Origin of the sequence: Streptomyces sp. NBC_01669 (assembly GCF_026339735.1) — a bacterium.
Lineage (GTDB): Bacteria > Actinomycetota > Actinomycetes > Streptomycetales > Streptomycetaceae > Streptomyces > Streptomyces yanii.
The window spans coordinates 125,574-143,623 of sequence record NZ_JAPEQG010000003.1 but is presented as its reverse complement, the minus strand read 5'-3'; the positions used below and the strand labels follow the sequence as shown (position 1 = coordinate 143,623).

At 68.0% G+C, this 18,050-nt stretch carries 13 protein-coding genes and 4 pseudogenes; 6 read left to right on the top strand and 11 right to left on the bottom strand.

Annotation, left to right across the window (positions count from 1 at the left end; genetic code table 11):
• Window positions 1-20 precede the first annotated feature (20 nt).
• From OG972_RS47595 to OG972_RS47575, 5 genes and pseudogenes are all read right to left on the bottom strand, one after another.
• On the bottom strand, window positions 21-167 hold the full coding sequence (locus OG972_RS47595; protein ID WP_323136000.1) for a DUF397 domain-containing protein: 147 nt from the start codon (window positions 165-167) through the stop codon (window positions 21-23).
• A gap of 213 nt (window positions 168-380) precedes the next feature.
• Window positions 381-1,577: an IS110 family transposase gene (locus OG972_RS47590; RefSeq protein WP_266993690.1), complete on the bottom strand. Its 1,197-nt coding sequence runs from the start codon at window positions 1,575-1,577 to the stop codon at window positions 381-383.
• 318 nt (window positions 1,578-1,895) lie between these two features.
• Window positions 1,896-3,335, bottom strand: a complete 1,440-nt coding sequence (locus OG972_RS47585) for an NF041680 family putative transposase (RefSeq protein ID WP_266993273.1) — start codon at window positions 3,333-3,335, stop codon at window positions 1,896-1,898.
• Window positions 3,336-3,460: 125 nt separating this feature from the next.
• The gene (locus OG972_RS47580) at window positions 3,461-5,719 is read right to left on the bottom strand and encodes a M4 family metallopeptidase (protein ID WP_266993272.1); all 2,259 of its coding nucleotides are present in this window, start codon (window positions 5,717-5,719) and stop codon (window positions 3,461-3,463) included.
• Between the two features lie 277 nt (window positions 5,720-5,996).
• A pseudogene (locus OG972_RS47575) lies at window positions 5,997-6,136 on the bottom strand (IS5/IS1182 family transposase); the annotation flags it as partial.
• Between the two features lie 32 nt (window positions 6,137-6,168).
• On the opposite strand from OG972_RS47575, the gene OG972_RS47565 reads away from it, so the two are divergent.
• Window positions 6,169-6,816: a transposase gene (locus OG972_RS47565; protein WP_323136011.1), complete on the top strand. Its 648-nt coding sequence runs from the start codon at window positions 6,169-6,171 to the stop codon at window positions 6,814-6,816.
• 4 nt (window positions 6,817-6,820) lie between these two features.
• On the opposite strand, the gene OG972_RS47560 is transcribed toward OG972_RS47565, so the two are convergent.
• From OG972_RS47560 to OG972_RS47550, 3 genes and pseudogenes are all read right to left on the bottom strand, one after another.
• Window positions 6,821-7,282: a hypothetical protein gene (locus OG972_RS47560; protein WP_266993271.1), complete on the bottom strand. Its 462-nt coding sequence runs from the start codon at window positions 7,280-7,282 to the stop codon at window positions 6,821-6,823.
• A gap of 390 nt (window positions 7,283-7,672) precedes the next feature.
• Window positions 7,673-8,236, bottom strand: coding sequence for a GNAT family N-acetyltransferase (locus OG972_RS47555; protein ID WP_266993270.1), 564 nt, complete (start codon window positions 8,234-8,236; stop codon window positions 7,673-7,675).
• 54 nt (window positions 8,237-8,290) lie between these two features.
• A pseudogene (locus tag OG972_RS47550) lies at window positions 8,291-9,504 on the bottom strand (RNA-guided endonuclease InsQ/TnpB family protein).
• A gap of 634 nt (window positions 9,505-10,138) precedes the next feature.
• On the opposite strand from OG972_RS47550, the gene OG972_RS47545 reads away from it, so the two are divergent.
• The 3 genes from OG972_RS47545 to ggt all read left to right on the top strand — a co-directional run bounded on the left by OG972_RS47545 (window position 10,139) and on the right by ggt (window position 13,749).
• Window positions 10,139-10,861, top strand: a complete 723-nt coding sequence (locus OG972_RS47545) for a VOC family protein (protein ID WP_266993269.1) — start codon at window positions 10,139-10,141, stop codon at window positions 10,859-10,861.
• A 189-nt stretch (window positions 10,862-11,050) separates the two neighbouring features.
• On the top strand, window positions 11,051-11,335 hold the full coding sequence (locus OG972_RS47540; RefSeq protein WP_266993268.1) for a hypothetical protein: 285 nt from the start codon (window positions 11,051-11,053) through the stop codon (window positions 11,333-11,335).
• 554 nt (window positions 11,336-11,889) lie between these two features.
• Complete coding sequence (gene ggt, locus OG972_RS47535; RefSeq protein WP_266993267.1) at window positions 11,890-13,749, top strand: gamma-glutamyltransferase; 1,860 nt, start codon at window positions 11,890-11,892, stop codon at window positions 13,747-13,749.
• Window positions 13,750-13,971: 222 nt separating this feature from the next.
• Here the strand turns inward: ggt and OG972_RS47530 are convergent.
• Window positions 13,972-14,540 (bottom strand): annotated as a pseudogene (locus OG972_RS47530) (IS5 family transposase); the annotation flags it as partial.
• Between OG972_RS47530 and OG972_RS47525 the strand changes: the two are divergent.
• Together OG972_RS47525 and OG972_RS47520 are read left to right on the top strand one after the other, a co-directional pair.
• Window positions 14,541-14,669, top strand: a pseudogene (locus tag OG972_RS47525) (aromatic ring-hydroxylating dioxygenase subunit alpha); the annotation flags it as partial.
• Between the two features lie 438 nt (window positions 14,670-15,107).
• Complete coding sequence (locus tag OG972_RS47520; protein ID WP_266993266.1) at window positions 15,108-15,884, top strand: trans-aconitate 2-methyltransferase; 777 nt, start codon at window positions 15,108-15,110, stop codon at window positions 15,882-15,884.
• A 725-nt stretch (window positions 15,885-16,609) separates the two neighbouring features.
• Here the strand turns inward: OG972_RS47520 and OG972_RS47515 are convergent.
• Together OG972_RS47515 and OG972_RS47510 are read right to left on the bottom strand one after the other, a co-directional pair.
• Window positions 16,610-17,227: a hypothetical protein gene (locus tag OG972_RS47515; protein WP_266993264.1), complete on the bottom strand. Its 618-nt coding sequence runs from the start codon at window positions 17,225-17,227 to the stop codon at window positions 16,610-16,612.
• The gene (locus tag OG972_RS47510; RefSeq protein WP_266993262.1) at window positions 17,206-17,760 is read right to left on the bottom strand and encodes a hypothetical protein; all 555 of its coding nucleotides are present in this window, start codon (window positions 17,758-17,760) and stop codon (window positions 17,206-17,208) included. Before OG972_RS47510 ends, OG972_RS47515 begins: the two co-directional genes overlap by 22 nt.
• Window positions 17,761-18,050: the final 290 nt, after the last annotated feature.

Below are 18,050 nucleotides of genomic sequence, written 5' to 3'. Positions count from 1 at the left end.
TTCCCCCTTGGGAGACACGCTCATTCCTGGGCACCGCGTCTGTCGCGGACGGGGACGACGGCAGCGAAGCCGTCGGCCGCTTCGAGGCACTCGCCGCCCTCCGAGTTGCTGTGGCTGGACTTGCGCCACTGCAGTGCGGTCAGATCAGGAGCGAGGGTGGTGCGCATCGTGCGAGGTCCTCCGTCGCCGAGCGGATCAACGCCGCGTAATCCCAAAGCGGTCGGGGACGTGCGGGTTGTGGCAGCCCAGCGGCTAGGTGTCCAAGTGCTCAGGCAGGAGCGCGGAGTATTGGTACCGCAGGGGTTCGAGCAGGCGTGATGGCAGGACAGGCACGAGCCCTGCGGTGATCGCTGAGTGTAGAGAACTTCCCAATGACGTTGTCAAGCCGTTGCCGTGACTGGTGGTGTGGCTTGGTAGCACGCTCCGTCGCGGATCATGGCCCACAGGACGTTGGCCCGGCGACGGGCGAGTGCCAGCAGCGCCTGCTTGTGCCCCTTGCCCTCGGCCCGCTTGCGCTCATAGAACTGTTTCGAGGCGGGGCAGTTCCGCAGGCTGGCGAAGGCCGAGAGGTAGAAGGCGCGGAGCAGGCCGCGGTGGTAGCGGCGTGGGCGGCGGAGGTTGCCGCTGACGCGTCCGGAGTCGCGGGGGACGGGTGCGAGGCCGGCGTAGCCGGCCAGGCGGTCGGCGGTGCCGAAGGTGTCCATGTCGCCGCCGGTCGCAGCGAGGAACTCCGCGCTCAGCATGGTGCCCATACCGGGCAGGCTCTGGATCACCTCGGCGTGTGGGTGCTCGCGAAACCGAGCCTCGATAAGGGCTTCGAGCTCGGTGATCTCCTCATCGAGGGCCATCACCCCCTTGGCGAGCCGGGCTACCATGGTGGCCGCGAGTTTCTCGCCGGGCAGTGCGGTGAACTGGGCCTCGGCGGCCTCCACGACGGTCCGGGCCAGGGCCGCGCTGTTGCGGACCTTGCGGTTCTTCAGCCACGTCGCGATCCGGGAGGCACCTGCGCGACGGATCGCGGCCGGGGCCTGGTAGCCGGTCAACAGCAGGACCGGCCCCTTCTTCGTCGGGTCCAACGAACGTTCCAACGCAGGGAAGATTTCCAAGAGTTGGGCGCGCAGTCGGTTGATCTGCCGGGTCCGGTCGCAGACCAGATCGGTGCGGCGAGTGACCAGCGTGCGCAGGTCGACCGATATCTCGTCGCCGGGCCGCAGGACACCGAGGTCGGTGCGCATGCGGGCCTGGTCAGCAATGACGAAGGCGTCCTTCGCGTCGGTCTTGGCCTGGCCCCGGTAGCCGGCCGATGCACGGTGGATGGCCAGGCCGGTGATGTAGGTGACGTGCTGGTCGTGGCTGACCAGCAGACCGAGCAGGAGCGCGGCCCCGCCGTGGTTGATGTCCACAGCCCACAGCACACCCCGCGACAGCTCCAGCACGTCAGCGATGAGCTGGAGCAGTTCAGCCTCGTCGTTCAGAATCCGACGCGACAGCAGTCGCTTGCCCTGGGTGTCGATCACCACGCAGTGGTGATGTTCCTTGCCGATGTCCACTCCGGCCCAGATCTCGGGCACAGCCACCTCCGTCAGCTCGTCGTACACCAACCCAGCAGACGACCTCGCCGACGTTGTCCTACAAAGCGATCGCGTCGCGTCTCCCAATTAGCGGTCGAGTCGTCGCGGGGTTCCGGGCGGCCAAGTTCTCTGAGCCATCCAGCGGCGACTCCATGACAGCCATACCCGGAACCCCTGGGCCCCGCCGATCTTACGAATGACCAGTTCAGACCCACATCAAGAAAGGTAGGACTCCGTGATCACCGCGGCTCGTGCCTGCTCTTCATCCGGGGCACGTTCCGACCGCCGGTGCGCTCCTACTGCCGGACGCTCTTAGCTTGATCTTTAAGCCTCCTCCTCGGCTCCGCCGCATCGGGGTGTGTCCGCTTTACGTTGTTTCTTGCCGACTGGGTGGCGGGGTGCGGGGGTGGAGGTGCGGCCCTTGGGGCGGCCGGGCCCGGGGTGGGTGGCTTTCGGCGTGCTGGCCGGGGTGCCCACGGTCCGCCGGATGCGTGGATAGCCTCGCCGGACCCGGCCGGGGGTCAGCTGATCCGGCGGCAGCGGCTTCTCCCGGGGTCGGCGCAGGTCCTCGGCCAGGGGGCGGGCGAGGCGGAGCTGGGCGTAGGCGGAGAGGATCAGCCACACCCACCGGTCGGCCTGCTCGGGAGTGCGTAGGCGGGGGCGGGTGAGGCCGAGGGTCTGCTTGAAGAAGCGGAATGTGTGCTCGATGTCGAATCTCCTGAGGAAGATCCGCCAGAGGCGGTCGACGTCGTGCGCGGTGGCGTCGGGGTCGCTGTGCCACAGCCATAGCGGCTTGGGGTCGCGGTTTCCGGGTAAGTGCTCGATGGCCAGATGGACCAACGTGCCCTCGACGAGGGGTAGTTCGCCTTCATGGTCGGCCCAGGAGCCGCGCCGGTCCGGCTTGGGGTGCATCCGGCCCCAGCAGCGGGCGAGGACCTGGCCGAAGCGGTCGTGGACGCCGGCCGACTCCTGGACCGGGGCCGGGTGGGTGGCGGGGTCGGCGAGGCGGAACTGTGCTCCGTGGCGGGGCGGGCGTCCGGGGTTGGTTCCGCGGCGCTTGCCAGCCGGTGCATACATCACCCGGTCCGCGCGGATGCGGCCCAGCAGCCGCACCGGTTCATCGCGCAGCAGCCAGGTCAGGCGCACGAGGTCGTAGCCGGAGTCCAGGACGAACAGGACCGGCGGGTCGCCCGGTCGCCATTGCCCGGCCCGCTGCAGGCGGGCGCGCAGGTCACGGATCTGAGTCGCGGTGACCTCGGTGGGATCGTCCTCGGGCCCCGGCCGCACTGCGTCCAGCGGCCCTGTCCACGAGGAGCGGCCACCGCCCAGGGCCGCGGCCACCTGGTAGGGCCAGCCCGGGATGGTCTGGCGAACCCCGTCGCAGCGACACGGACGGTGGCAGTGCAGGCGCTCCGGCGAGCACTCGGCGTCCGGACGCGGCCACGGAGTGACGTCCAGCGCGATCGACAGCTGCCGGTCCGCCCCGCGCGGCAGCTCAAGGCCTGCCAGCGCCATCCGCAGGCGGGACACGGCGATGTGGCCCTGGGCCAGCGCGTCGTACATCGCCCCGTGCCCACGCCGGTGCACTGCCTCCAGCGACAACTCCGGCAGCGAGACCACCGGCCCGCCGGCACACAGCACCGCGTCCGCCAGCTCGAACAGAGCATCCGCCCGCAGGGTCAGGCACTCGTAGAACTCGCGGCGAAACCGGGATAACCCGGTCAATGCCTCGACGCGCGCAGCGTCGTCTTGCAGACTGTCCATCACGGCCTTTGGGTTGATCGACTGTCGACTTCAGCGAGAAGACACGATCACGCAAAGGCCGCCCAGCTGTCAGGCGAACGACGAACCCCACCAAGACATGATCTTGGTGGGGTTTAAAGCCAAGCTTAGAAGATGAGCTTCCAGCTGTCGATGTAGCCCGTGTCGCCGCGGTACATGTCCTGGACCTGGAGCCTCCAGGTGCCGTTGGCGACCTGGCTGGAGGCGTCCACCGTGTAGGTTTCGATCACGTTGTCGGCCGAGTCGGACAAGTTGCTCTTCTTCAGCGGGTACAGCGTGCCGTCGGGGGCGACCAGGTTGATGACCAGGTCACCGCGCCAGGTGTGCTTGATGTCCACGCCCACCTTGAGGTCGCTCGGCGCCTGGCCCGAGAGCCCGGTGACGTCGATGTCCGAGAAGACCGCGGCGCCCCCGTCCGGGATCGGCACGTTGGTGGTGTTCTCGACGATGCCCCTGGCGACCTTCCAGGTGAAGGTCGCCGTGGTGGTGGAGTTCATGGAGCTTCTGACGGTGACGGTGACGTTGCTGGTGCCCGGCGTGGTGGGGGTGCCGGTGATGAGGCCGGTGACGGGGTGGAGGCTCAGGCCGTCGGGGAGGCCCTCGGCGAAGTAGACGGGGGTACCGGGGTTGAAGCTGGTGGCCTGGATCTGGAGGCTGGCGGGGGTGTCGACCGCGCTGGTCTGGGCGCCGGGGTTGGTCAGCAGGATGCCGTCGACGATGCGGGGGCCGACGTTGATGGCGGCCCAGGCGTTGGCGGCGTTGATGTAGGTGTCGCTGCCCAGCCCGTACAGGTCGGCGGCGGCCTGGAGGGTGGCGGTGCGGGCACCGGCGTAGTCCGTGGACGAGGTCATGTAGGTGGTGAGGGCCTTGTACCAGATCTTGGCGGCGGCGTCCCGGCCGATCCCGGTCACCGGCAGGCCGTCGGAGGTCGGGGAGTCGTAGTTCACGCCGTTGACGGTCTTGGCGCCGCTGCCCTCGGAGGCCAGGTAGAACCAGTGGTTGGCCGGGCCGGAGGAGTAGTGGACGTCGATGGAGCCGAGGCCGGAGTACCAGGCGTCGGCGGACTTCCCGTCCTTGGAGGGCTTGTCCATGTAGCGCAGCGGGGTGCCGTTGCCGCGGATGTCGATCTTCTCGCCGACGAGGTAGTCGCCGGGGTCGTCGGCGTTGTCGGCGTAGAACTCGACGGCGGCGGCAAAGATGTCGGAGGTGGCCTCGTTCAGGCCGCCGGACTCGCCGCGGTAGATCAGGCCCGCGGTGTTGGAGGTGACGCCGTGGGTCATCTCGTGGGCGCCGACGTCGATGGAGGTGAGCGGCTTGTTGTTGCCCGTGCCGTCGCCGTAGGTCATGCAGAAGCAGGCGTCGGACCAGAACGCGTTGACGTAGGCGTTGCCGTAGTGGACGCGTGAGTAGGCGCCGACGCCGTCGTTCTTGATGCCGTTGCGGCCGTGGACGTCCTTGTAGTAGTCCCAGGTGAGCTGGGCGCCGAAGGCGGCGTCCACGCCGGCGGTCTGCCGGTTGCTGGTGGTGCCGTCGCCCCAGGTGTCGTCCGGGTCGGTGAACAGCGTGCCGGTGCCTGAGCTGCCGCCGTTGAGGTCGTAGGTCTTGTGGCCGCCGCGGGTGGCGTCGGTCATCGAGTAACTGCCGTCGGCCGACGTGGTGCCGATGGTGACCTGGCCGGAGTACATGCTGTCGCCGACGCCGGTCTCGATGCCCTGGTACTCGAAGATCTTCTTGCCGGTGGTGGCGTCGGTGATGACGTGCAGTTCGGAGGGGGTGCCGTCGGCCTGGGTGCCGCCGACCACCGTCTCCCAGGCCAGGGTCGGGGTGCCGGACGCGGCCCAGACGACCTTGCGGGCGGTGCCGGCCGTCGCCTTCGCGACGTGCTTGGCCTTGGCGCGGCCCAGCGCGAAGGTCTTCGCGGAGCCGGCGCTCTTGGCCGCGGTGGTGGAGGCGACGGTGATGGTCGCGTTGGTGGCCTTGGTGACGCCCTTGGCGGAGCCGTTCGCGGCGGTGTGGACGACCAGGTCGCCGCCCAGGACCGGCAGCCCGGCGAAGGTCCGCTCGTAGCGGGTGTGGAGGCTGCCGTCCGCGTCCTTCAGGACGGACTTGACGATCAGCGCCTCCTTCGATCTCAGGTGCAGCGACCTGGCGGTCGCCGCCCGGGACGCGTTCGCCGCGGCCAGCAACTCGCCACGCTGCGACGGCGACAACTGCACCGGCAGTGCGCCAGCGCGGGCCTGGACCTTGGCCGGGGCCTGGCTCGTGGTGCTGGCGGTGGCGACACCGGACGGCAGCGCGGCCGCGATCATCGCGGCGCCGGCTATCAACGCGCTCGCGGCGACGGTCTTTCGGGGGGATCGAGTCACACGGAACTCCTTCTGCGGCGGCCAGGTGTGTACGGCCGGAGTCAGCCGGGCAGGCGGGGGTGTTGCCGCCCGGTAGAGCTGGAGGTGCGAGTGGGTCGGACGGTGTCCGACGTGATCGCCGCATCGCGTGGTGCGCGTGCGTTTGTAGGGTGCTCTGCGACGACTGGATGGAAGCGTGCCAGCTTTGATGGGGACCCGTCATGTACGCGTCGCCAACTTGACCGAAATCCGTCCTTGATCGATCTGTGGTGTTCGTTGGAATTCGCTGCAGTATGCGTCACTTGAGCCTTTTGGTGGTCGGGCGCCGTCCCAGCGGTAGAGACGGGTGGCGCGCCGGATGACCATACGGAGCGTGACGATCGTGGCGGACAGGTAGAAGGAGAAGTCGACGACCTGGCTGCGCTTCTCGGTGCAGCGTCACGGGGCTCAGTCCGCGTCAGTTCGACAAGCTGGTCACCGCGTTGCGGCGTGAGGGCGCGGATCCGGTCCGCAAGGGGCGCCCCTGGAGCCTGCCGCTGGATTTTGACGAGTCCGGCCCACTCGGCATCCGCCCTACCGCCGGCTCCTGTTGGGCCGAAAAAGGCCATCCCGACCGGCTGCCCGCCACCTACCGGCGCACCCATGAATTCACCTACTTCCGCGGCTGCTATCCGATCGGGGATGACCAGCTATGGGGCGTCAACCGACGCCGCAAGGGCATCGACCACACCTGGGCCGCCCTTCGGTCGATCCGCGCGGCCAGGCCGGACGGCGCCCCGGTCTACGTGCGCCTCGACAACCTCTCCACCCACCTGAACTGGCGAATCCGCAGGTGGGCGACACGGAACAGAGTCGAGCTGTGCTTCACCCCGACCTACGCATCCTGGGCCAACTTCATCGAGGCCCACTTCGGGCCGCTGCGGCAGTTCACCCTGGCCAACTCTCACCACCCCAACCACACTGTCCAGGCCCAGGCCCTGCACGCCTACCTGCGCTGGCGCAACCAGAACGCCCGCCACCCCGACGTCCTGACCGCCCCACGACGCGAGCGTGCCCGCATCCGCTGCGAGAAAGGCATCCGCTGGGGAGAGCGTCATCCCACCACGATGGCGGCCTGAGCGACTACACCTGCTCCTGGTAGACCCGGATCTCGGCCGGCCGAAATGCACCGATCGCCGTCCAGGCTGCGCGCCCGGTCAGGGCCTGGGCCCACTCTTCGAGGTCGTCTCCGGCATTGTGGAAGAACCACGAGTCGAAGCTTCCCAGGGCCTCCAGGGCGGGAGCGAGTCCGTATCGAAGCTCGCAGTGGACCTGCACGTAATGGTCGTGCTCTCCGTCGGAGACCTCGAACTGCCGGGTGAGGTCCAGCGTGAACGACGGAGGACCGTCGAACGAGTAGGTCCCGTACTGGAACAGAAGGCCATCAGCGTCGGGCATCTCCGGAACATCGAACAGCCGTCGGCCGAAACGGAGGAAGGCAAGCCAGGCGTCTTCTGTGTCCAGATCGGTAAGCGCCCGCCCCTTGGCCCCCAACTCACCATCAGGCAGTCCAACGGCCTCGTCCACCAACGGTCTCCGTGTCATGCCCGCCCTCCACCGCCGTCGGCCTCAGCGTACTCACCCCGGCGAACCTTCCCGGTCACAGCACTAATTGATCCCGGTCGTTTGAGAACCGTGCGGACCACGCTGTGGGCAGGAGGGCTCGACATCAACATGGCTACGAGGAAAAAGCACACGCCGGACCAGGTCGTGCGCAAGCTGGCGACCGCTGGAGCCTGGAACCAGTCGGTCGTCTTCCACACTCCTGAACTAGGTCGGGGTCCCGGCCGCCGCTGCCCGCGGCGCCGCCATCCGGGAGCAACTCGTCGAACTGCCCGCCCCCATCGTCGCGGACGCTCTCGGCTACCACGACAAGACCACCACCCGACTCCTCAACGAGACCGGCGGGACCTGGAGCCGATACGCCTCCGGAAGTCACGGAAAGTCACTGCCAGGCTCAGCGGCACCGACCACGGGCGTCGACGACCGTTGAATGCACGTTCCCCACCAGTAGGGGGCCTGGATATTGAGCTGATACCAGGCCCCTGGTTTACCGCCGAGGTCGGCCGGGTCGGCCGGGCCGAACCCGGCTTTGGTCAGCACCTTCTGGGACGCGGCATTCTCGCGGGCGGCGGCCGCCCTGAGTGTGCACAGCCCGTGCCGCTCCGTCGCCAGTTGGCACAGCTCCCGGACGGTCGCGGTCGCCACACCGCGGCCGGCGACGTGCTGCGCGACCCGGTAGCCGAGTTCCGCAGTGCGATCCTCGATGTTGACCAGGTTGAACCTGCCGAGTACCGAGCCATCCTCGGCGACGAGCACATAGAAGGCACAGAGGCCGGTCTCCTGCTCAGCCAGCAGGGCGTTGAGCCGGTCGGTGAACTGGCCGAAGAAGTCGTCACCGCGGTCGGAGACCGAGGCAGCGAAGTAGGTGCGGTTCGCCAGCTCGAAGGCTAGGACCGCCGGGGCATGGCCAGCATGGAGCCGCTGCAGCTCGGGCATTGCCCGACTCTACGCAGGTGACTCCTCCCCGCCCTGAAGGGACGGGGCTTCTCGCTATGCCGTGTGGGCGTTGCGACGGACCAGCCCGGCCCGTAGAACATTGAGTGCTCCCACTGTGTCGGCGTGTGCCGTGTGTCCGCACGACTGGCAGAGGAAGGTCTCCTGTGTGGGCCGGTTCTCCTTGGAGACGTGCCCGCATTCGGGGCAGGTCCGGGAGGTGTTGCGGGGGTCCACGGCGATCACTTCCCGTCCGGCGCTTTCAGCCTTGGCGTGCAGGATCGTCAGGAACACCCCCATCCGGCGTCGGCAATGCTGCGGTTGAGTCCAGCCTTCGCCGCTGCCCCATTGGGCAGGAATGCGCCCGCCTGCTCGGGGTCGGGCTTCGGTGCGGGGGCCCTGCTCATGTTGCGGATCTCGAGGTCTTCGTGCGCGATGACATCGTGCGCCCGGACCAGGTCGAGCGCGGTCTTGTGCGCGTGGTCGAGCCGCCGGCGGCGGACCTTGCCGTGCAACCGGGCGACCTGGTCCACTGCGCGCTGGTGGTTCCTGGTGCGGTCCTTGGCCTTGCGGCGCGGGAACCTGGACAGGGCCTGCTGTGCGGCTTGGAGTTTCGCAGCAGCGCGGCGGCCGTGGCGCGGGTTGGAGACGAACTCGCCGCCCGAGCCGGCAAGGAAGTTGGCTATGCCCAGGTCGATACCGACCACGCTGCCGGTCGTCGGGAGCGGTTCGGGCTGCTCCTGTTCGGCGGTCAGCACGACGAACCACTGGCGGCCCTCACGCTTGACCGAGACGGTCTTGACCCTGCCGACCACCGCACGGTGCTGGTTAACCTTGACATGCCCGACCCCTTGCAGCCGCACGCGGGTGACAGGGTCGTGCGGGGTGGAGTCCCACCGGCAGCCGTCCCCGTCCTTCGGGAACTCCACCGTGTCGAACCAGCTCACCGAACGAAAGCGCGGATAGCCCGGCGTCTGACCGGACTTGATCCGGCGGAAGAACGCGGCGAACGCTTTGTCCAGCCGGCGCAGCGTCGCCTGCTGCGAGGAGAACGACCAGCGCCCCTGACGCTCAGGATCGAACGCCCTAATGTCCTTCAACTGCCCGGACTGCATCCCGTACCGGACGGTGGTCCTCGATACATGCCGGTAGGCATCCCGTCGTTCCTGTAACGCCCCGTTGTAGAGCGAGCAGTGATCCCGCAGCATCTCGCCAAGCGCGATCTGCTGGCCCGTGGTGGGCCGCATCAGGAACTTGTACGCACGAATCATCCAGCCCACCCCCTTTTGGGTCAGTCCGGTCAACATAGCTGGCACCACTGACAACGCAGAGAACTCCGGCGCTCCGCGCCTCCGGGCCAGGGATCGCATTCCCGCCCGGCCCGAAGGCCGGGATTCCCCGCGAAGATCAGGGATGGCGCGCTGGGACCACCTGAATTTCCGCCGGACCGGGCTTGCCCTGGCGCTCAGCGACGTTACGTAGGCACAACCCGGCGGTCTGGCGTGCACACGAGTTCACGCATCCGTGCAGGCACCTTCGGAAGCCGACACGGGGATCACGCATGGTCACCAGCGACCTGGTTCCCTCGGGGCACTGGCGACGGTTGAATACGAGAGCCCACCAGTATCACCCCCCGAGTAGTAGCGGTACAGCGGCTAACGGTGAGATTGACCTTGGGTGCTGACGGCAGGGTGGGTCTCTCTGCGTCCTGGTTCCGTCATGCCGTCGGATTCCTGCCCGTCCTCGTCGGGTCAGGTGCTGAAAGGCCCCGGCAGGCCCGGCGCGTGACCGCGCTCCCCCGCGACGGAAACTCGGCTGCGGGTGCCGCACGACCACCACTAGGCTGCACTCGCGGGGCGGACGAGGCGCCGTATCGACCGTCAGTGGATCGGAGATGCACGGGGTATGACCAGTCAACTGTTCGCGATCTGCTTCAATGCGACCCGGCCGTCGGGCCTGGCGCGGTTCTGGTCCGGGGTCCTGGGCTGGGAGTTGGCCGACGGTCCGGACGACGACGTCGCGATCCTTCCCCCTGATACCGCCGGGTTCCGCATCCGTTTCCTGCCCAGCCAGGAGCCGAAGATCGGACAGAACCGGGCGCACTTCGACCTGACGAGCACTTCCCCGGAGGATCAGCAGCAGACGGTGGCCAGGGCGCTGGAACTCGGCGGGAACCACATCGACGTGGGCCAACTCCCGGAAGAAGGGCATGTGGTGCTCGCCGATCCAGACGGCAACGAGTTCTGCGTCATCGAGGCGGGCAACAAGTTCCTCGCCGACACCGGCTCCGTCGGAGCACTGGCCTGCGACGGTACGCAGGAAGTCGGCTATTTCTGGAGCGAGGCGCTGCGGTGGCCGCTGGTCTGGGACCAGGACCAGGAGACCGCAATCCAATCGCCGAACGGCGGTACGAAGATCACGTGGGGTGGTCCTCCGGTGGCGCCGAAGACGGGCACGAACAGGCTGTACTTCGAGCTGGCGCTCCCCGCCGACGCTGACTGGGAGGCGGAGGTCGACCGCCTGATCTCGCTCGGCGCGACGCGCACCGACACCGGCGAGGGCGACGGCGGCCGGGTGCTGATGCTCGACCCCGACGGCAACGAGTTCTCCGTGCAGAGGCCCCAGTAGCACGGCTGTTATCGGGTGGGCTGCGTTTCATAGGCGAACACTCATGAAACACAGCCCCCGCCGCCGATCATGCAGGGCTTTTCATGTTTCATGGGTTGTTGCAAACCACTGAACGTCTGAAACACTCTCATAAAACGCTTCCGGATCACGAGTGACGACTTCAAGCGCGTGGAAGTGCACGCCTGTCCGATGTCGACCTGCGCCGTCCCGCCGGGCTCGCCCTGCCGCACCGGCAAGGGCAAGGTCGCGATCCACTACCACACCGCCCGCTTCCGCCTCGTGCCCCAGCTCGCCAAGGCGCTCAACGTCCCGACCCCCGCGGTGCGCAAGCCCGGCGCGGTGTGGACCGAGCTGCCGCGGCCGGTGAACACCGGCGCCGGGCCGGTCGGCCATGTGCGCCCGGGGTACTGCCGTACGTCGACCGCCAGGCCGTCTCTGGACGCGCGCTCGACGCCATGGCGGAAGCGGAGGTGATCCGCGTCTTCGCGGAGAAGATCTCCACCCGCGCCACGAAGCGGCCCGAGCTGGTGGCCGCCGTCGAGCTCGCCGGAGAGGTGGCAATTCACCGCAGGCTGCAAAAAAGCATGACCATTTGGTTCCCACATGCGTGTGCTGCGAGAAACGAACCGCCAGGTCACCACAACCTCACGGTTCCAAGTACCTCGTCCCGACGCAGGTCATGCCCGTGGTGCCGAGGGCTTGCAGCTGCCAGCCGCGTCAGCGTGCCGCCGTGGCGGCACGCTGACCTGTCAGCAGCACCCGGCCGCCGGATGGGGCAAAAGCGTTCGTGACAGTCAGACAGGCCAGACGGAGTAGCGCACGGTCATCATGCCGCCCCCACCGACGCAGCTGTCACTGGGATGACCTGGGCGGACGGGGATGCAGGCAGGCGCAGGGTCGTTGAACCGCACTGGTTACTGCCGAGGAACCTCAGATGTTCCGCAAAGATCTCCAAGATCCATTGCTGATGAGGCCGACTGTTGCCAAAGTGCCAGCAATCACCCTCGCCCGAGGCCCTCGGAGGCTCGATGATCGCCCGCCGTACCCTGGTGTCTGCCGTGTCAGCGGCAGCCCTCGCTCTCCCTCTGCTCCTCCCCACCGCAGCCGCCGGCTCATCCCCGGCAGGCGCTGCCGCAGCACCCTCCGGCTCACGTCTCCAGCCGCCGCCCAAACAGGCCGTCGCCACCGGCAGCGGGGGCGCGGTCTCCAGTGTGAACCCATACGCCTCGCAGGCCGGCATCGAGGTGCTGCGGCGCGGCGGCAACGCGGTCGATGCGGCGGTGGCGACCGCGGCCGCGCTCGGAGTGGTCGAGCCGTACTCGGCAGGCATAGGAGGCGGCGGCTACTTCGTGTACTACGACGCCGCCAAAAAGAAGGTGCACACCATCGACGGCCGAGAGACGGCCCCGGCCCGGATGCGCTCCGACTCCTTCGTCGACCCGTCCACGGGCAAAGCCATCCCGTTCCAGGAAGCGGTCAACTCCGGCCTGTCCGTGGGAGTTCCGGGCACCCCGGCGACCTGGCAGAAGGCCCTGGACGACTGGGGCACCGTCTCGCTCGGGCGCGCACTGCGCCCGGCCACCCGGATCGCCGACGACGGCTTCGTGGTCAACAACGAATTCCGCGCCCAGACGGCGATGAACGAAGCCCGCTTCCGGGACATCACCTCGACCTCCGAGCTGTTCCTGCCGAACGGTGAACTCCCCGTGGTCGGCAGCCGTTTCCGGAACCCCGACCTGGCCCGTACGTACCGAGAACTGTCCCGCGAGGGCATAGATGCGCTCTACCACGGCGACATCGGGCGTGATGTGGTGCGTACCGCGCAGAACCCACCGGTGATCGAGGGCTCCGACCGTACGTTCTGGCCCGGACTCATGGAACGGCGCGACCTCGCGAACTACGCGGTGGTGCGCCGGGACCCGACCCGCACCACGTACCACGGGCTGGACGTCTACTCCATGGCCCCGTCCTCCTCAGGCGGCACCACCGTCGGCGAAGCGCTCAACATCCTGGAGAACTTCCCGCTGTCGTCCGCCGACCGGGTCCAGGCGCTGCACCACTACCTGGAAGCCAGCCGGATCGCCTTCGCCGACCGCAACCGCTGGGTGGGCGACCCCGCCTTCTCGGACGTGCCCACGAAGGCACTGCTGTCCAAGACGTTCGCGAAGGACCGGGCCTGCCTGATCCGGCCCGACGCGACGCTGACCAGCCCGTTGGCCCCGGCGGACCCGCGCGACGCGACAACCGGCTGTGCCCGGGGGAAGGGCACTCAGGAGCCTTACGAGGGGCCCTCGACGACCCATCTGGTGACCGCCGACCGTTGGGGCAACGTGGTCTCGTACACCCTGACGATCGAGCAGACCGGAGGCTCGGCCATCACCGTGCCCGGACGTGGCTTCCTGCTCAACAATGAGCTCACCGACTTCGACTTCACCCCGCTCACCCCCGGGGTACCCGACCCGAATCTGCCCGCGCCGGGCAAGCGCCCGCGCAGCAGCATGTCGCCGACGATCGTGCTGCGGAACGGAAAGCCGGTGATCGCGGTCGGTTCGCCGGGTGGCGCGACCATCATCACCACGGTGCTCCAGACCCTCGTCAACCGTCTCGACCTGGGCATGTCGCTGCCCGACGCGGTCGCCGCTCCGCGGATCTCGCAGCGGAACCGGACCACGACCGACGCCGAACCCGCCTTCCTCGACTCACCCGAGCGCACCGCGCTCGAAGGCCTCGGCCAACACTTCGTCCTGGCCCCACAGACCTTCACCCCCTCCCCTGAGATCGGAGCGGTGGCCGCACTGGAGTTCCAGCGCGACGGGAAGGTCACGGCGGTCGCCGAACCCAAGCGGCGAGGTGGCGGCTCGGCCATGGTGGTGAACGAGAGCCGTTGACACGGCGAACGTTGCATCACTCGGGCCCCGCGCAACGCCTCGGTGCTTACGACGAAATCGCAGACTCCATCGCCAGTCTCCTCGCCCCCACGCCAGAAGGGTTGGCCTGACAGCCCACCATCGCAACGCGTCTTTGCCTCGCGATGAGCGCTGTAGTTGGCGAAACCTGTCAACTACAGCGCTCAGTGTGCGACACGAAGTCGCTACACGTAAGTAAGACCGCTAACACAATGCCTGAACGCGTCGATAGGTGATGATGCAGCAGGCCAGCTTCAAGAAGGCTTCGTGTATGTCGTCACGGATGTCCCAGGATCGCAGGCGGCGAAAGCCGTGGATCCAGGCGTTCGTGCGCTCCACCACCCAGCGGACGGTGCCGAGTCCGGATCCGTGGGGTACTCCGCGTCGCGCGATGACCGGTTTGATCCCGCGCTTCCACAGCAGGCGGCGGCACTTGTCGTAGTCGTAGCCCCGGTCGGCGAACAGCTGCCGTGGCCTGTGGCGGGGCCTGCCTCTGCGGCCCTTGATGTGCGGTATCGCGTCCAGCAGGGGCAGTAGCTGGGTGCTGTCGTGCCGGTTGCCGCCTGTGAGCGTAACGGCCAGCGGGGTGCCGTTCGCGTCGGTGATCACATGGTGTTTCGAGCCCGGTCTTGCACGGTCGACCGGGCTCGGACCTGTTTGGGGCCGCCCCGACGCGCCTGCCGGTGCGAGCCGTCGATCACCGCCCGCGACCAGTCCAGCTTCCCCGCCTGGTGCAGCTCGGTCAGGAGTACCTGGTCCAGCCGGTCCCACACGTCGACGCGCTCAACCTGCTGCAGCGCTGCCTGGACAGTGAGCCCGCCGGCTACCAGGAACTCAGCATCAACATCGACACCGGCGGCCTCGCCGCCCACCGCATCCTGGCCAAGCTGGCCGCGCGATGAGGTCCGACGCGGTGCTCCGCGTCCACTGGGTGCCCGGCACCGACCACCTCCTCGGCACCTGCCACTGCGGCGCGCAGCACCGCGTCCAGGACCCCGCCGAGGGCGCGCTGCCCGGTGCCGACGTGGCCCGCGCCGAAGACAGAGAGCGGGTTGTGGCCGCCCGGCTTGCCGATCAGCAGCACAGCGAAGACCACGAAGACCGCGATCTCGAAGGAGCCCAGGACGGTGCCGAGCCGTGCCGAGGCGCGGGCCCCGTAGAGCCCGGCCAGACCGATGATCAGCGCCCCGAGCAGCGCCGCGCCCAAGGACACCGCAGGTCCGCGGGGCGGCCCGGGCACTCCTGGCGGAGGGTCCAGACGGTGGTGAAGCCTCGCCCGTGATCGGGCGGCCCGGTCGTGCGAAATCAATCCAAGCGTTGACGGCGCAGATCGTGCCAGGATGCTCGACATGTCTGGACGCGCACTGAGCTTCGGGGTGATGGCGGAAGCGTACGAACGGTTCCGGCCGGGGTATCCCGTGGAACTTTTCGACATGGTGATGGCCTATGCGGGTCACCCGGTTCTGACTGCCCTCGAGATTGGCGCTGGGACAGGCAAAGCAACCCGACTGCTCGCTCAACGGGGGGTCAGGGTCACCGCGACTGAGCCTGACGGGGCCATGCTTGCCGAGCTGCGCAAGCACGTGCCGGCAAACGTCAGGACGGTGCAAGCCGCGTTCGAGGACCTTCGACCGGGCGAGAGGTACGGGCTGGTCTATGCGGCAGCAGCGCTGCATTGGACGAACCCGGAGGGTCGGTGGTCACGCATGGCCGAGCTGCTGGAGCCGGGGGGCGTGTTTGCCTCTTTCGGCGGGCCAGTCCGGCTGGCTGACCCGGCTGTGGCGGAAGCTGTTCGCGCGGCACGGGCACCGTTCTTGGAGAGCGACGAGGTTCCGTCCCCGGACGGGATCCCTGAAGGGCATGACATGCAGTGGCCGGGTACAGAACTCCAGCGCTCGGAGTGGTTCACCGGTGTTCAACAGTCAGTGGTGGAACGGCGCTTGACGATGAGTGCTCGCGACTATGTCGGCCATCTCTCGACCATCTCGGCCTATCTCGTATTGCCGGCCTTGGAGCAAGAGCAGGTACTCAGCCGGATCATGCAGCTCCTGCCCGAGACGGTCGAGATTGTCGCCGACATCACCGTCCATCTCGCGCGTCGGCGCTACGAGCAGTAGCACTTCGACGGACGGATGTCCGCCTCTGCGAACGGTCATCCGGAACCGCCGCAGACGACGTGCGGCCATCGGCGCACAACATCTCCACGTCAGGGCGCCAAGGCGCGGAGCGTGCAAGTGGTGACGTGGGGGAATCGTGGACCGCTTGTCATCGCCCGGGTGGAGTCGGCTTCGACCGTCACGGCCGGAATGAAGCCCCACCTCCTGGTCAGGCTTCCCTCTGGAGGCCGCACCCAACCGCATGCGGCGGGGACGACCGGCGGTCACCCCTTTCGTCGGATGGAGGGGGACGACGTTGTCCGGAGTCCCTTCCGAGTGCCTCTCCTTGCCCTGAAAGGTGCGGACGGCGTTCGCGAGCGCGAGTTGAGTGACTTGGTGTCGGAGCGCTGTGATCTCGGCTTTCTGTACGACAACAGTTTCTTTCAGGTCGGAGACGGTTTTCCGAAGTCGCCGTTCCGATTCGGGGAGTTACTTCGTCTCGGTGCGGACACGCTCGTAGAACTCGTTCTTCAGGTCGGCGGGGCGCTTACAGACGGTCCTCCGCTGCGAACCGGACCCTGCTCGGACCCAGTTGCCGCTCAAGGACGGTGATCTGGTACCGCAGAACGAGGATCTCCACGTGCTTGTCCCGGTCGCTCATCGGCAGCACCCGCAGCTCCGCAACAGCGTTCGTGACAGTCAGACAGGCCAGACGGAGTAGCACGCGCGGGGTGCGCAGCCCCGCGTTACTCGCTCAGTCCTACGACGCCCCAGCCCCGCCGGGTGGCCTCGGTCAACACGCGCCCCCAGTCCTCCAGCAGGTCGGTGAACGCGTCGAAGTGCCCGACCCACGCACCAGGTACGGCTGCTTGCTCGGTGAAGGCCCTGCGCAGCCCGCCGAGCCGGGGCCGTACCTGTTCCCAGGTCGCGGCCAGCTCCCGCACGCTGTCGGGCGACCGCGCGAGCAGCACGCCGTAGAAGAGGGCAGGGTCGTCGGGGAAGAAGCCCGGGTCCATGTGCGGTGCCTCATCGTCCGGCCCATCCCAGATCAGCCCGCACAGCAAGGTGTCCAGCCCGGTCCGTACCTCCGGGTCGGCATGGTCGCGGATCCGTTCCCAGCGGTGTCCTGCCCAGAAGTGCGCCTTGAACGAGCCGCAGGTGCCACGGAACTCATAGACGTCGAAGAACGCGCCGGCGGGTCCTCCCGGTCGCTCCCATTCGCCCTCTACGGCGGACTCTTCGCGGCACCACAGGCCCGTCTCTTCGGCATACCAGGCATCCCTCAGCCGTGCCAGCCGCTCGCGGGGAGCAACCTCGCCCAGCCATGACCAGTCGGCGATCATCACGCTGATGTCCAGTCCCATGAGGGGTGAGCGTACTGAACGCCGGAGGCTGCTTCCCCGGCCTCCCAGGGGGCTGCGTCCTGGCGGCTCTTGGGGGTGGCGCGGCCACATGTGCGGCATCGCCTGCCTGCGCTTGGTGCTCCCCTTTCGCTCTGCGTGTAGCCGTTGGACTTCAGCGATTTAGTGATCGCCGGTGCGTCGAACGAGCCCTCCCAGTGGCCTGCCTCGGCCGTGTCGACTGCGGTGTCGATCTGGGTCACCTTCAGGTGCTGCCCCCATGGCCCGGGCTGGTACGAGTTCAGCAGGGAGCTGACCGGCTGCGCGACGGAGCTGAACCGCTTCGAGTCGCCCTTGCTCAGCTTCCGTACCCTGGCCGCGTCGAGAAAGGTCACCTGCTTCGCGCCGTTGTCGCCGGCCAGGGTTTCGAGCCCTCCGAGCAGCTTGGAACCGCTGTCACCCTTGTCGGAGTCGGACGAGCAACCGGTGACCGCGGCCAGAAGGACAGTGGTGAGAGCGACGGGGCCGACGATCGATCCGCGCGTTGTTATGTGCATGATCAAGAAGCCTACCGGTGTCCGTCGGAGGGGATGGTGGCGAAGGCGGCCGCACGCGGTCGTTCAGTCCAAGATGATCGGCGCGCCCCTTGCGGTGCGGCGGCTGTCCCGCTGGGGTCTCCCCGCTGGTCCGGGTGAAATCGAGCGGATCGGTCACGCCCCGTCGGGCGGCGCAGCTCGAAGCCGAGCTGGAGCCGTTGGCAGCGAACGAAGCGGGCAGGGAGGCTGGCTGACGGGCAGGCAGGAAGGGGCGGCAAGGCCGATCACGGACAGCCAGAGGAAGGTTTTTG